The following is a 14,773-nucleotide window of genomic DNA, read 5'->3' on the forward strand; positions in this document are numbered from 1 at the left end:
GCACGGGCGGATCGGGAGCGCAAGCCGAATTTTGTGGGCCAGAACTTCTGTACTAGGATTGCTTTTCGATGGGCGCGGATCGAGCGGCGGCTAAGTCCGGTGCTGACTTCATTTGTATCTAACCACATCAATCACGTGTAGATCGGCCTTGGCTATTTTGTATTGCGCACCGCCTCCACGCAAAAGCTGTCCTTTATACGGCTTTGGCAAGAATGTTACAACATAGCTGTCTTTTTCACCATGCATGGTAATTTGATAATTTTCTATGTCTGAAAAATAAATCGACAATTCGGAAGAACCATCAGCTTGACCAACGATGCTCTTCGAAAATTCTTGATATGCGGCTTCCCCGGCAAGAAAGATTTTGGGAGGTAAGGAACCTCTATTGTCACTCGCAGCAGCACCTCCTACGGCAAGGCTGATTGCAATCGTACAAATATTTCGAATGATGCCGGGGTTAATTTTAGACATATCTAGCCCTTGAATTATCGACATGTGCAAGCGTCGCCGTTATTTGGTTTCGGGTATGGCAAAACAGTAGTATTTCCGGTATTTGGATCATATTTTTTTATTTTCCCTGCCGGAGTTCCGAGATACCCAATATTACCATTTTGAGCCGCAGCATTGTCCGCGGTAATTCCCGTGATGTCGGGATTTGAAAAATTTTCGTTGTCGTATCCCGGGTCATTAGCGCCATGAGTGTGATAATCACCAACGCTATTCGGCCCGACAGGTCCTGGGCTGGATCCCGCCATGCTACCCCGGCTAGGGGAAGTATATGAAAACGTCCCATTAGGGTTGCGATAAATCCTGCCTGCGTACTCAGCACCTTCTCTGATCGATGTGTAATTTATGTCGTTAATCGCATTGGCTCCAGCTTTGTCCTTCGTTGGATAGCAGTCACCAGGCGCTAGTCCTAACGGATCAGTTCGGTTTACAGAATTCCCTCCGACGTAGGAGTACGTGTTAATCCCGCCATTTAACCCAATTGGATCACTCTGCGAATACCGACCAATGCCAGGGTCGTAGTCCCGGAAGTAGTTCTGATTGAACCCTGTCGCCGCATCGTAGCGTTGGCCAGGGAAGCGCATGTCGAACACAAAGGCCGTGCCGTCGCTGTCCGGGTCCTGATTCGGCGGAGTGTTACCGAAAGCTTCGCCCTTCAAGTCCCATTTCCAGATCGCGACGTCGCGGACCGGATCGATCACTGCACGCGGAGTGCCCAGGTGATCTGGTTGCACGTAGTGCAGACCATTGCTCGCCAGCACGCCGACCGGCAGATCGTCCAGCCAGATCGCTTGTTGCAGTGCTTGGCCAGTGGAGTCGTAGTCGCCCAGCCAGTGCCCGGTTTCGTCGTACAGCGTGTAAGTACCGGCCGTGCCCAGGAACTTGCGGACCTGCTCGCCGCGTCCGTTGTACTGGTAGTTCATCACCGCCGCGCCCGCACGCTTGGCCTGGGCCATGCGGCCGTTGGTGTCGTACACGAATTCCCGCGCCGTGCCACCGATCGACAGCGTATTGCCTATCGCGTCGTAGGTGCGCGCGATGCCGGCGACCGCGCCGAGGCGGTGGCTGGTGGTCGGATAGGTGTAGCTCTGCGTGGTGGTGTTGACCTTGGCGCTAAGCCGGTTGCCGGTGGCGTCGTAGCTGTAGCCGTCGATCACCGCGCCCGTCGGGCCGTCCTTGAAGGCGGTCAATCGGCCCAGCGCGTCGTAGTCCAGGCTGACCACCGGAGCGGTATTGCCCGCGGCGGTCAGGGCGCTGAGATTGCCGGCCGGGTCGAAGGCGAAGCCGGTACTCAAGCCATCGCTGCGGGTGTCGCTGACCGCCAGCGGACGGTAGTCCTGATCCAGCAGGCGCTGCATCGGACGGCCGTTGCCATAGGACCAGTTCGCCACCGGGCCGAACGGGTAGTAAGTGGCATCGCCCAGCAGCACCTGTCGTGTGCCGCCGGCCGGGGTCACGCCGACCTCGGTCGTCTGGCCCTGGGCATTGCGGACGTAGTCCACCGCCGCGCCGTCGGGATAGGTTAGCCGGCTCAGCTGGCCTGCCTTGGTATAGGCGTAGCGCAGCACGAACACCTTGCCATTGGTGGTCTGCACCTTGCGCACCAGATCGCCGAAGCGGTCGTAGCAGTAGTCGGTGGTGCCGCTACCGTCCTGCATGCGGGTCAGACGGCCGACCGCGTAGGTTTCGCCGCTGGCGCAGACGGTCTGGCTCACGTCGTAGGTGTAGGTGACGTTGAGGCTGCTGGTCGGATAAGCGACTTGGATCAGCCGGTTCAGGGCGTCGTAGCTGTAAGTGGTGGTGACGTTGCGCGCATCGGTCTGGCTGGCACGGTTGCCGGCGCTGTCATATGTGTAGGTCGTCGTGCCGGTATCCGGGCTGGTCAGCGTGGTCAGGTCGCCAAGGCCGTTGTAGACATAGGTGGTGTCCAGGCCCTTTGGATCGGTGACCTTGGTCAGGTTGTCGAGCGCGTCGTAGCTCAACTTGGTCTCGGCCGCGATACCGCCCACGTCCTGCAGCGTGCGGGCCAGGCGGTTGAGCGGGTCGTAGTCGTTCTGGGTGACGTGGCCGAGCGCGTCGGTCACGGTCTTGGTGTTGCCGTTGGCGTCGTAGCCGAAGTCGGTCGGGTCGCCGCTGGCGGTGGCCTGAGTGGAAAGCTGGCCGAGTTGATTGTAGATCCGTGACAGCGTGCGCTTGAGTGTGCCGGACGCATCCTTGGTGTCTTCCTTGACCCGGTTGCCGGCATTGTCCAGCGTGTAGTGCAGGGTGTTGCCGGTGTTGTCGGCAATATCAGTCAGGCGGTGCGCCGGATCGTAGGTGAAGCGGGTGAACGCGCCATCGGGCTGTGTCACCTGCTTGACCAGCCCGGTCGGCCAGTAGTCGATCAGGGTGATGTGGTCGTCGCTCTCGCTGCTGTCGTCGCTACCGCGCACCTTGCTGGCGGTGAGCCAGCCCCGTGGGTGGTAGGTGTAGTCGGTGACGAGGCCATTGGCGTCCTTCACCGACAGCACGCGACCAGCGCCGTCATAGGCCAAGTACTCGGTGGTCCGACCAAGGGCATTGCTGATCTTCCACAGGTCACCCTTGTGGTGCGCACAGGTGGCCGGTGCCGCGGTGCAGGCGCTGTCGTCGCTGGGGTAATAGGTATAGCGGGTGGTGTCGTCGACGTCGGTGCGGGCGCCATCGACTGCCTTGAGCAGGCCCAGGATCGGACAGGTACTGTCGGTCGCGGCCACGTCGGACGCTTCGCAGTAGCTGTACGTCAGCGTGCGCTGTTCGCTGGAGGTCGTGCCGCTGGTCGACATCTGCACCGGTTGCAGTCGGCCGTTATAGGTGTAGGAAAGGGTACGCCCGCCGCTCTGCACCGACAGCACGCGATTGCTGGCGGCGGCCGTGCGCGTCGTCGTCGTGCGCTCCTGCGGTTGCCCGATGGCATCGCGGACGGTGTGGATGTTCACCTCAACGCCATTCTCGGTCGCCTCGACGTAGCTGTGCCCGGTCTCGACCCCACGCCGATCGATCACGCTGCTCAGCCGTCGGCGGAAGTCGCTGGCCTGGTCGTTGTAGCCGTACTGCAGCGTGCCGTCGTTCCTGGCCACGGCGCCGACCTTCGGCGATGCGCCACCGGCATTGGTCATCGTGTAATCGGCCGTGTCGCCCAGCGCGTCGGTGACGGTGGTGCCGGTAGACGAATACGTGAGGGTGACGCCGTCGATGCCGCCGGCGTGCTGGCTGGAGATCGCGCGACCGGCCTCGTCGTAGGCGAAGGTGCTGAACCGCTGCCCGTCTTCGGTAGTCACGCCAGTCAGGTGGCGTGGGAAGCGTGCATCCTCGTAGTGATAAGTCCGGCCATTGCCATCGGCATAGGTCACGGTGACCAAACGCTGTTGATCGTAGCCGTAGCTGGCGAGCTGTACGCCGCCAGAGACGACGCCTGCGATCAGCGCGTCGTCGCTGTCGTCGGCGTACACCAATTCGATGGAGCGGCCCTGCAGCGAGGTGATGCTCTGCAAGCGGCCGCGCGCGTTGTAGCCGTACAACAGCCCGCTACCGTCCTCCGCCATACGCGAGATCAGCTTGCCCTGGGCGTCGAAGGTGTAGAGGGCGTCCTGGCGATACAGTACCCATTGATCGCCATTGGCGATGATGCGCTCGCCGGAGGCATTGGCTGCACGATAATCCGAGCCCACTTTGCGGAACGGCACGGCGTAACCGCTGCCCTCCACCAGGCCCAGCGCATCGCCCTGGACCGTCAGATGCAGGCTGTGCGAGAAGGTCCAGCCTGGCCCGAACCCTCCAGTGTTCAGTGCAATGCCCGAATGGTAGTAACGCGTCAGGGCGACCCAGCCCAGATCGAAATCCTGCTCGGCCTGGAATTTCTCGCCGGTCTTGACGTCGCAGGGGTTGCCGACCATGCCGGAGTTGCCGCCGCTGTTCTGACTGCCGTCTGGCTGCCCCTCGCACTGCAGGGTGGTGACTTCGATGGTCGCGAAGATCTCTTTATTCGTGCAGGCTTGGTCGCTGATGTGCCATGCCGCGTAGGGCTTAGGACACTCTGAACGTCGCGTGCGGTCCATGAATGTGATGTACTCTTCGGTGTCGCTGCAGTCATCATAAAAAGTCTGAACGCTATATTGCCTGCTCTGACCTTCGATACCTATGTCGTACTCTGGATACGGGCCACTCAACGCCGTCCACGCTCCTGCCGGAGCGACGGACGCCGAACCACAGCTGGGACTTGATGTGTTGATGTCTTGGATAAGAGCAACAACGGCCTGCTCTTCCGTCGGGTATCTGGCAAGCCCCCACGCACTATATGTCCACTCCTCATCTTTGGCTTCGGTGCGCCCCATCCAGTAGGTGATCAACATCTTTCCGTCTTCACGGACTATCTGATCCTTGATAGTGTCGACGTACTGATAAGCATCCTCCATGTTCTGCGGTCCAGGAATCGCCTTGATCGCGGCCTCTGCCTGCGCCTGGGTGTCGTAGACGCCGTGGGACGCTCCTTGCGCATCGCGCACAAGAAATTGCTGCTTCTTTTCTTGAGCGGATACAAGCGGGGAAACCAAGAAAAGGCAGAGCATCGCCATCAAAAGCGCGAAGCGCTCGGTACCGATCTCTTTTTGGTTACGATGCGACGTGATCATTGCGAGTCCTTGCAAGAAATCAATCAATCCAATGGAATCAAACGCTGCCGACGGCAGCGCCCGTCTGGATGCCCGTCGGGGCTAATCGGTGCGATCGATCTGCTCCCAGCACCTGCTGCCCGCGCAGGCGCAGGTGGCAGGGCGCAAGCCGATCAGGATATGGATAGAAATCACGATTCGGCCTGCCCTTAACAGAACAAGACCAACTCATCCTTAAGAGAGGCAGCGCAAAAAACGGTAGACACACGTTTCGCATACGACAATCCTTGTCATCATTAGCGGGAGATACTAGACAAAGGCAAGACGAATGACAACCGAAAGTATCTGATCCGACTACCGCATCCAGCGTTGTCCGGAGAATGCACACCATCGGACAGCTTCGTTACATATTCAGGTCAAGCTGGAGACCGTTGAAAAACAGCATCAAGTGAAAACAGCATCAAGCTAGAGCGCCGCCGAAAACCGCTCCCCAATCATCCCCTCGATCGCCTCCATATCCGGCAGCAGCGCGCTCTGCTCGCCCAGCAGCACACGCATATGCACGCCAGCAGGCAAGGTTTCCTCGGAAGCGTCGGCGAGCAAACCGTCGCGCGGGACCGAGATCAGTTGCGGAAAGGACTGGGTCAGCAAGGCGAAATACGGCAACTCGGGATTGCCGCCCAGCGCCTTCAGTACGACGATCTTGTTGTTGGAGGCGACGGTCTCGCTGCCCAGGCCGGTCAGGCGGGCGAAGGAGAACAGCGGCACTTTCCAGCCGTACCAGGCGATCTGGCCGAGCAGCCAGTGCGGGGCGTCGGGCAGCGGTTCGACCGGGATGCGCGACATCACTTCGGCGACGGTGGCGTTGGGCAGCAGGACGCGCTCGCTGCCGGCCTGGATCAGGACACCGCGGATTTCGTCGTTGCTGGCGTAGCTGCTGCTCATGGGTTACGTCGTCCTGGAACCGGGAAAAACGCGCGGGCGGCGGCTCAGCCGCCCCATCGCGCGGACAGGGCTTGCGCCAGCTGCACGGGGTCGCCGCCGGGATGGCCGCGGCCGGTCAGTTGCGCGCCGGCGGCCGGGTCGTAGCAGCCGTCGCCGGTCTGGCCGGCGACCCAGGCGCCTTGCGCGGCCAGGGCCAGCACGTCGTCGACCTGGTGCGGGTCGCTGCCGCTGAGCAGCAGCACGGCGCTGTGCGCGGCCGGCAAGCCGCCGACCACCGAGGCGCCGGCCTCTTGGGCGACGAAGCGCAGGCCAGGGCCTTCGCCGCTGCGCACGCCGACGTCGTCGGGCAGGATGTAGACGTTGCCGGCGGCGACCGGCGCGCCGGCTTCGGCCAGCAGTACCGGCAGCGCGGACACGCGCGCGATCTGCTTGACCAGATTGCCGTAGCGGCCGCCGTCCAGGCGCAGTTGCACCAGCAGCGGCTGCGGGAAGTCCGACGGCAATGCGGCGAGCAGACGGCGGATGGCATCGGGGCCGCCGATGCCGGCCATCACCAGCACCGCGCCCTGCGCGATGGCCACTGCCGTGGAGGCGGCAGCGGCGGGATCGGTGGCGGCGTCCGCCTCCGAATCCAGCGCGACCAGCGACAGGCCTTCGGTGGAAATCTGCATCTGGCTCAGCGGCGCGCGCGCCTGCACGACCAGCGGTGCGTCGTCGTCCACCAGCGACCAGGCGCTGGCCGGCAACGGCGGCGGCGTGCTGACAGGCGCGGCGGCGGCTACGGCAACCGCGCTCTCCGGCTCTGGCGTCGTGACGGGCGCGGCCGCGTCGCCGGCGGCGATCTGATCGCGCGAGAACTGCAGGTCCTCGAATCCGGGCGCGGCATCGGCGGGCGGTTGCCAAGTGTAGAAGCTGTCGCCGGGTACGGTGGTGGCGAAGCTGGCCGCCTCCTCGACGTGGAAGCCGATCGGCGCGCCTTCGTGCAATTGCGCCGGCGTGGCCGGCAGGCCGGGTTCGGGCTGCAGGCCGGTGTCGTTCTCGCGTCCCGGCGGCAGCACGTCCTGGTGGCCTTGCAGCTTGGCCGCCAGGTGCCGCGCCCAGCGCTGCGCTTCCCAGCCTTCGCGGCGCGCGGCCAGTTCGGCCTCGTCGAAGATCACGGTGAGGCCGGGCAGGTCCAGTGCCGCGTCGAGCCGTTCCAGCGCGTCCTCGATCGCCGGTTCCAGCGCGATCAGCACGGCGCTGGGCGCGGCATCGGCCAGGGTCTGCGCGTCGATCGCGCCCGGGTCGTCCTCGAGCACGATCGCCGCGCCGACCTGGTGCAGCGCCTCGCGCAGGCGCTCGCGCGCCTGGCCGGGGCGCGCCAGCAGCGCGACCGGGGTGCCGTTGCCTTCGCCGTCATTCGCGAACACGGGCAATCCCCAGCAGGTCGTACACGTTGCGCATCAGATCCAACTCTTGGTAAGGCTTGCCGAGATAGCGCTGCACGCCGATCTCGAAGGCGCGCTGGCGGTGCTTGTCGCCGCTGCGCGAGGTGATCATCACGATCGGCACCGCTTTGTAGCGGGGGTCGGCGCGCATCGCGGTCGCCAGTTCGTAGCCATCCATGCGCGGCATCTCGATATCCAGCAGCATCAGGTCGGGAACGCGCTCTTCGAGGCGCTCCAGCGCCTCGATGCCGTCGCGCGCGGCGATCACGTCGAAGTTGTGGCGTTCCAGCACGCGGCCGGTGACCTTGCGCATGGTCAGCGAGTCGTCGACCACCATCACCAGCGGCACGCGCCGCTGTTCGGTCGGTGCCGCTTCCACCACCGGCCTTGCCGGCTGCGCCAAGTAGCGGCGCACCAGCGGGGCGACGTCCAGGATCACCACCACGCGGCCATCGCCGGTGATGGTGGCGCCGTAGATGCCGGGCACCGAGGCAATCTGCAGGCCGACCGGCTTGACCACGATTTCGCGGTTGCCGAGTACTTGGTCGATCGCCACCGCCGCGCGCAGGTCGCCGGCGCGTACCAGCAGCAGCGGCACCTGCACCTGGCCTTCAGCGCGTGCCGGGGCCTGGCCGACCAGCGAGCCGAGGTCGTGCAGCGCGAATTCCTCGCCGCTGTAGTGGTAGCCGCCGTCGGCCGCCTCGAAACGCTCGCGGCTGATGCGGCCGATGCCGCTGACCGAGGCCACCGGCACGGCGAAGGTGGTCTCGCCGATCTGCACGAACACCGCCTGGGTGACCGCCAGCGTCTGCGGCAGGCGCAGGGTGAAGGTGACGCCCTGGCCCCACACCGAGTGGATGTCCACCGAGCCGCCGAGCTGACGCACTTCGTTGCGCACCACGTCCATGCCCACGCCGCGGCCGGCCAGCTGGCTGACCTGGTCGTAGGTGCTGAAGCCGGGGGCGAAAATCAGCGAATCCAGTTCTTCCTCGGACAGCGCGGCGCCGATCGCGATCAGCCCGCGCTGTTCGGCGCGGTGGCGGATCGCGTCGCGGTTGAGGCCGGCGCCGTCGTCGGCCACTTCCAGCACGATTTCCGAACCTTCGCGGCGCAGGCGGATGGCGATGCTGCCCTCCTCCAGCTTGCCGGCGGCGCGGCGTTGCTCCGGCGTTTCCAGGCCGTGCGCGACCGAGTTGCGCAGCATGTGCTCCAGCGGCGCGATCATGCGGTCGAGCACGTTGCGGTCGAGTTCGCCGTGGGTGCCTTCCAGGGTCAGGTGCACCTGCTTGCCGGTTTCGCTGGCGGCCTGGCGCACCACGCGGCGCAGCCGCGGCACCAGTCCGTCGAACGGCACCATGCGCGCGCGCATCAGCCCGTCCTGCAGTTCCGAGCTGACCCGCGACTGCTGTTGCAGCAGGCCGTCGTACTGCCGCGCCAGGTCGTCGAGCACGCCTTGCAGGCCACCCAGGTCGGCCGCCGATTCGTTCAGCGCGCGGCTGAGCTGTTGCAGCGTGGAGAAGCGGTCCAGTTCCAGCGGATCGAAGCTCTGTTCGGTCTGGTCCTGCTCGCGCTGGTAGCGGGCAACGATCTGCGCTTCGGTTTCCAGGTCGAGGCGGCGCAGCTGGTCGCGCAGACGCGCGTTGGTGCGGTCGAGTTCGGACATCGCGCCACGGAACGCGCCGAGCTGCTGTTCCAGCCGCGAACGGTAGATCGCCACTTCGCCGGCGTGGTTGACCAGGCGATCGAGCAGGTCGGCGCGCACGCGCACCTGTTCCTGCATCGGCCGCGCGATCATCGACTCCTCGTCGAGCGCGCCGTCCACCGGCAGCGGCGCCGACAACGGCGCCGGTTCCGGTGCGGGCACCGATTCCGGATCGACCGCGGCCTGGATCATCGCCGCCACGTCGGCATCGTCGGCATGGACGTCGACGCTAGCATCGGCATCGGCCGGCACGCTGCGGCCGTGGGTGCGCGCGTCGAAGCGGCCGATCAGGTCGATCGGCATCGCCACCGCGCGGTGGTTGCCGGTGAGGGTGAGCAACTGGTGCAGGCGGTCGAAGCCGCGCTCGAGCAGCTGCACGTCGCTGCGATCGAGTTCGGTGCGGTTGGCCGCCACCGCCTCCAGCAGCGATTCGATGCCGTGGCCGAGGTCGCCGATCGGATTGACCCCGGCCATGCGCGCGCCGCCCTTGAGCGTATGCAGGTCGCGCTGCAGGCCGGCGAGCGCATCGCGGTCCTGCGGCGCGGCGCGCAGCTCGGCGATCAGGCGATCGCAATGGTCGAGCAGGTCCTTGCCTTCCTCGACGAAGATATCGACGAGTTCGCGATCCAGGTCGGCGAAGTCCAGCGGCCCCATGTCGACGGCGGCCAGGTCGGCCGGCGCGGCGTCGTGGTGGGCGGCTTCGGCGAACGATGCTGCGTCGGCTGCGTCGGCGGGCGCGTGGTGTTCGTCGCTGGTTGCGGCGTCGGCTTGGACGGCGGTGTCTGCAAGTGCAAGTTCGCGATCGGCGTCCGTCGGGTGTTCGATGGCTTCCGGCGCTTCTGCGTCTGCAGGCTCGACGTCCGTCGGATGCTCGGCGTCGGACAGGTCGGTCGGCTGCGTCTGGTCGATGTGCGCGTCATCGGCATCCGACGGTGCGTCTAGGCCGGCATCGCCTTCGTGCACGGCATCGTGCGTTGCCGCGTCGTGTGTGTCGGTGGGATGCGTCGCTTCGGCGTGGGCCGTTGCGACAGGAGCGGCGTCGGCGACATCGGGCGTGGCGGCATCGGCGTGCGGCGCCAACGTGTGGCCGCCCTCGTCGGTCGCAGCGGCATCGGCCGGATATGCCTGGATGTCGGCTCGTGCGGCATCGCTATCGACATCGCCGGCTGCGGCGTCCGGCTGCGATTCGGCTGCAGCGTCCGCGTCGTCCTGCGCGTGCAACCCAGCGCCAGCATCCGTGGCCTGCACGTGATCGCCCGCATCGGCCGGATGCGCATCGGCGTCGGCCTGCGCGGCGTGGCGATCGGTCTCGTCGGCAGCGCCGTCCGGGAACGAACCGGCTGCGGCCTCCATGTCGCTCTCGACATGCGACGCGACATCGGCATCGACGTCAGCATCGGCATGCGCCGCAGCGTCGTCGGCCGCCTGCGGTTCGGCATCGTCGTTCGCCGAGGCGGGTTCGGTGCCGTGCCAATGCGTGGACGGCTGCGCGGACTCGGCGCTGAACGCATAGCCCTGCGGATCGCGTTCCTGGTCGTGCTCGTGCTCGGCACGTGCGTCCTGGTCCTGATCCTGGTCGTGCGTGTCCTGGTCCGATTCGCCCGGGCGCTCGCCATGAAGCGATGCGTCATGCACCGTGGTGTCGTCGGCGGTCGCGTCCTGCTCCTGCGGTTCGATCGCGCCTTCCGGCGGCGGCAGCTCGCTGTCCGCCGGCACGCGCTCGTCGGCCAGCGGCGCGTCGACGGTCAGTTCATCGAGCTTGCCGTCCTGGGCCAGCAGCGCCTGTTCGTCGGCGTCGATCGCGGCAGGCGCGCTGCCGCTGTCGGCCGGCGGCGCGGCGATCGCGTTCGATTCCTCCGCGTCGCCATCGGCCGGCGCAACGTCGGCGACGGTGGCGTCGTCTCGCTCGCCGAACGACGCGTTGGTGTCGTCGGAAACAGGCGTCGCCGAGGCAAGGTCTTCGGCAGAGGCGTCGCTCGGCGCGGGCACGTCGGTATCGTCGGACGTCGGCGGCCATGCCAGTGGCGCATCGGCCTGCGCCGCGGATGCATCGGCGTCGGCGTCGGCGACAGGCGCACGCTCCGCGTCCGTGCCGGCCGCATCGAGATGCCTGGCGTCGCCCAGGTAGGCCGACAGGTCGTCGGCGGCGGTGAGTTCCACCGCCTGCAGCAAGGTCGGGTCCAGCGCCGCGTCGGCGTGCGCCGGCGCCGCGTCTTCGTCGTCCTCGTCGTGCGCGACCACGGGCCACTGCGCTTCCGGCAACGTGGCGACCAGCGCCTGCAGGCGCTGCGCCAGTTCGGTGAACGGCGGGATCACCGGCGACGGCGCCTGCAGTTCCTCGATGGTGCCGGCGATCGCGTGCGCGGCATCGTCGAGCGCGCGGACGCCGTCGGCGCTGGGCAGCATGTCGGCGGCCAGCAGGCGCTTGACGTAGCTCTCCGCCGGGCCGGTGACCTCGGTGATCTCCGGCACGTCGGTCATCGCGAACGCGCCGCTCATCGTGTGCACTGCGCGCAGCAGCGCTTCGGTGGCCGGCTGCGGCGCATGCTGCAGCCAGTCGCGGACCGTTTCCAGGTGGGTGCCGACCTCGGCCTCGAGGATCTCGCGCAGCACGCTGTCCACCGAGGCCGGGGTGCCGGCGCGTGGCGCGGCGGCGGCCGGCGTCGGCGCGGCGGCGAAGTAGTAGGCATCCTCGCCGGCGGCGATGCGCTCGGCGACCGCCTGTATCGCGTCCAGATCGGCATGGATGACGCCATGCCCGCGCAGCGCGGCATTGAGTTGCGGCAAGACGTCGTAGGCCAGTTCGACCATCGTCACTACCGCTGGACTGGCCGCGCGGGTGCCGTCGAGCACGCGGTTGAGCATGCTCTCGATCTTCCAACTGAACTCGCCGAGCACGCGCGCGCCGACCAGCCGGCCACTGCCCTTCAGGGTGTGGAACACGCGGCGGATCGGGCGCAGGCTTTCCATGTGGCCGGGCGAGGCGCGCCATGCCGGCAGCAGGTTGCCGAGGTTGACCAGTTCCTCGTCGAATTCCTCGAGGAACACTTCGCGGATGTCGGCGTCGATCTCGCCACCGTCGTCCACGAAACCGCCGTCGATGGTGGCGGGCGCAGCGGCCTGCACCGCGTCGGTGGCCGATTGCGGGTGTTCATCGGCGGCGGATGCACCGGCGGCGCCGGCCGTGGTCGCTGCGGCGACGTCGAACTGCGCGGCGGCAGCGTCGAGCTCGGCGAGGAACGCCGCCGACGCGTCGTCCAGTTCGATCGGCTGGATGCTGGCCTTGTGCACGCCGGGCGCCGGCGCTTCCGGCTCCGGGGTCGGCTCCGGCCAGGTCAGGTCGACGAATGGGCTCGGTTCGGCGTCGGCCTGCTCCGCCTCTCCTGCGTATGGGTGCGGCGTTGTGTCGCTGGCGGCCTCTGCCTCGGCCTCGGTCGAGAACACGGTATCGCTCGCCGACAGGTCGATGGTGGGCGTGTCGTGTTCGGCGGCGACATCGCTGTCGTCGTCGGCCAGGCTCGCCGGCGCGTCGCTCCAGGCGATGCTGTGGACGTCGTCGGATGCGGCCAGCGGTGCGTCGGCGAAGGCGGGCGCATCCTCCAGCTCGATCACCAGCACATCGTCGTCGGCGCTGCCGCTGAATGCAGGGGCGGGCGTGTCGACGATGACCAGGCTGGCGTCGTCGGCCGCGGGTTCGGATTCGGCGTACTCGGCGGCCACCGGGTCGAAGCCGTAGCCGGCCGGCGCCGTGGCGTCGGCCACAGGCGCGGCGGGCTGGTCGGACGATACATCCGTCTCCGGACGGAACGCATCGCCTTCCAACGCCAGCGTGTCGACGCTGATGTGCAGCGGCGCGGAGGCCGCCGACCATTCGTCCTGCTCGGCGGCGACCGGATCGAAACTGGTCGACGCCGGCGCGACGATGGAGCTGCCGTCGCTGTCCGCAGCGCTCACGTCCGCGTCGGACGGCATGCCTTCGTCGGCGACGCCGCCGATGGTCTCGGCGGCCGCAGCGTTCCCTGCGACATCGGCGGCTTCGTCCAGCGTCCACTGCGGCGCCTGCGGCACCTCGCCAGGCAGCGGCGGCGGCAGGCTGGCGGCGACCGGCGCGTCCGTGGCCGGTGCCAGATCCCAGGACGGCACCGGCGGCGGTGCGGACACCGCGCGCGGCGCTTCGGCAATGGCATCGGTCGATGCAAGGCCCAACTCGGGCATCGGCGCGAGCGGCGACGCATCGGCTGCGATCGGCACCACGCCCTGCGGCGCCGGCGCGTCGCTCGGCAGCGGCCAGTAGCGCAGCGTTTCCAGGCTGGTGCGGGTGATGTCGAGGATTTCCTCGCGACCCGGGCGGCGCTCGCGCAGCGCTTCCAGGTAGTACTCCAGGCTGGCCATCGCATCGGCCAGCGTGTCGAGCTGGCGCCCGCTGGGCACGCGGCGCTTGCCGATCAGTTCGACGGCGACGTAGCGGCGCACGCCTTCCAGGTAATCGGCCGGCTGCGGCAGTTCCAGCATGCGCAGCGCACCGGCGACCTCGCCGAGCAGGCGCGGCACGTCGCCCAGGCGCTCGTGTTCCCAGTTGGTCTCGATGAAGGCGACGAAATGCTCGCGCGCCGCGGCGAAATTGGCGATCGCCTCGTGCGCCAGCACCTCCACCGTGCGCCGCGCCTCGGCGGCGCTGGCATCGTCGTGGATGCCGGCGCTGGCGCCGAGATAGGCGACCTGGTCGTCCAGCGAGGCGTCCACGTACAGCAGCGCGCCAGCGATATCCAGCAACACGCCTTCGTCGGCCTCGCGCTCGCCCTCGACGATGCTGCGCAGCGAATCGCGCTGCTGCACCACCACGCCGCGGGCCACGCCCAGGCCCATCACCCCGAGGGTGTCGGCGACGTTGCCGAGTTCGTCCACCTGGGTCTGCAACGCGGCGACGTCGCCGCCGGTGCGCAGGTGCAGGTCGAGCGCGTCCTTGACCCGCAGCAGTTCTTCCTTGATCGCGGTGCCGACGGTGTCGAGCAGTTCGCGGTTGCGGCCGCTGAGGCTGCCGCGGGCGTGGTCCAGTTCGGCCTCGGTGACCGCGCTGGCATCCGGCGACAGCGCGAACAGTGCGCCTTCGCTCAGGCCCGGCTCGCCGCGCGAGGCGCGGATCTCGTTGAGCAGCGGCAGCAGCACGATCGGGATGTCGCGATGGCCGTCCTGCAGGCGCTCCAGGTAGTCGGGCAGCAGCACGGTGCCGCGCATCAGCGTCGCGCAGGCCTCGTCGCGATCGGGCACCTGGCCGTTCTGCACGGCGATGGCCAGCAGTTCCAGTTCCTCGGCGACCATCGCCGGCGCGTACAGCTCGACCATGCGCAAGGTGCCCTGCACCTGGTGCAGGTAGCCGGCGCAGAAGCGCATGCGGCTGGTGTCGGCCGGATCTTCGACGAAGTATTCGATCTCACCGCGTACCTGGCGCAGAGTCTCGTCCAGCTCCGGCTTGACCCAGCCCAGGGCGGCGTGGCTCATCGCATCGCGCAGCGCGCTCATCGCAGCGCCCCGGCGGACGGCCACGCGCCGCGCGGCGTCGGCGC

The 14,773-nt window shown here is 67.0% G+C and carries 5 protein-coding genes; all 5 read right to left on the bottom strand.

The features are described from left to right. Positions 1–108: 108 nt before the first annotated feature. The 5 genes from NUG20_RS15635 to NUG20_RS15655 all read right to left on the bottom strand — a co-directional run bounded on the left by NUG20_RS15635 (position 109) and on the right by NUG20_RS15655 (position 14,729). Positions 109–495: a hypothetical protein gene (locus tag NUG20_RS15635; RefSeq protein ID WP_263395356.1), complete on the bottom strand. Its 387-nt coding sequence runs from the start codon at positions 493–495 to the stop codon at positions 109–111. Continuing rightward, complete coding sequence (locus NUG20_RS15640; RefSeq protein WP_263395357.1) at positions 486–5,156, bottom strand: DUF4329 domain-containing protein; 4,671 nt, start codon at positions 5,154–5,156, stop codon at positions 486–488. The genes NUG20_RS15635 and NUG20_RS15640 overlap by 10 nt, the downstream gene beginning before the upstream one ends. A 444-nt stretch (positions 5,157–5,600) precedes the next feature. Beyond that, positions 5,601–6,080, bottom strand: coding sequence for a chemotaxis protein CheW (locus tag NUG20_RS15645; protein ID WP_263395358.1), 480 nt, complete (start codon positions 6,078–6,080; stop codon positions 5,601–5,603). Between the two features lie 44 nt (positions 6,081–6,124). Then, positions 6,125–7,489, bottom strand: coding sequence for a chemotaxis protein CheB (locus NUG20_RS15650; protein WP_263395359.1), 1,365 nt, complete (start codon positions 7,487–7,489; stop codon positions 6,125–6,127). Then, the gene (locus NUG20_RS15655; protein ID WP_263395360.1) at positions 7,476–14,729 is read right to left on the bottom strand and encodes an Hpt domain-containing protein; all 7,254 of its coding nucleotides are present in this window, start codon (positions 14,727–14,729) and stop codon (positions 7,476–7,478) included. The genes NUG20_RS15650 and NUG20_RS15655 overlap by 14 nt, the downstream gene beginning before the upstream one ends. Positions 14,730–14,773 lie beyond the last annotated feature (44 nt).

The sequence above is a fragment of the Xanthomonas sp. CFBP 8443 genome, from assembly GCF_025666195.1.
Taxonomy (GTDB): Bacteria; Pseudomonadota; Gammaproteobacteria; order Xanthomonadales; family Xanthomonadaceae; genus Xanthomonas_A.

What these genes read in the sequence shown, in the direction of transcription:
- NUG20_RS15635 (WP_263395356.1), bottom strand. Translation starts at nt 495, where the DNA reads ATGTCGATAATTCAAGGGCTAGATATGTCTAAAATTAACCCCGGCATC.
- NUG20_RS15655 (WP_263395360.1), bottom strand. Translation starts at nt 14,729, where the DNA reads ATGAGCGCGCTGCGCGATGCGATGAGCCACGCCGCCCTGGGCTGGGTC.
- NUG20_RS15640 (WP_263395357.1), bottom strand. Translation starts at nt 5,156, where the DNA reads ATGATCACGTCGCATCGTAACCAAAAAGAGATCGGTACCGAGCGCTTC.
- NUG20_RS15645 (WP_263395358.1), bottom strand. Translation starts at nt 6,080, where the DNA reads ATGAGCAGCAGCTACGCCAGCAACGACGAAATCCGCGGTGTCCTGATC.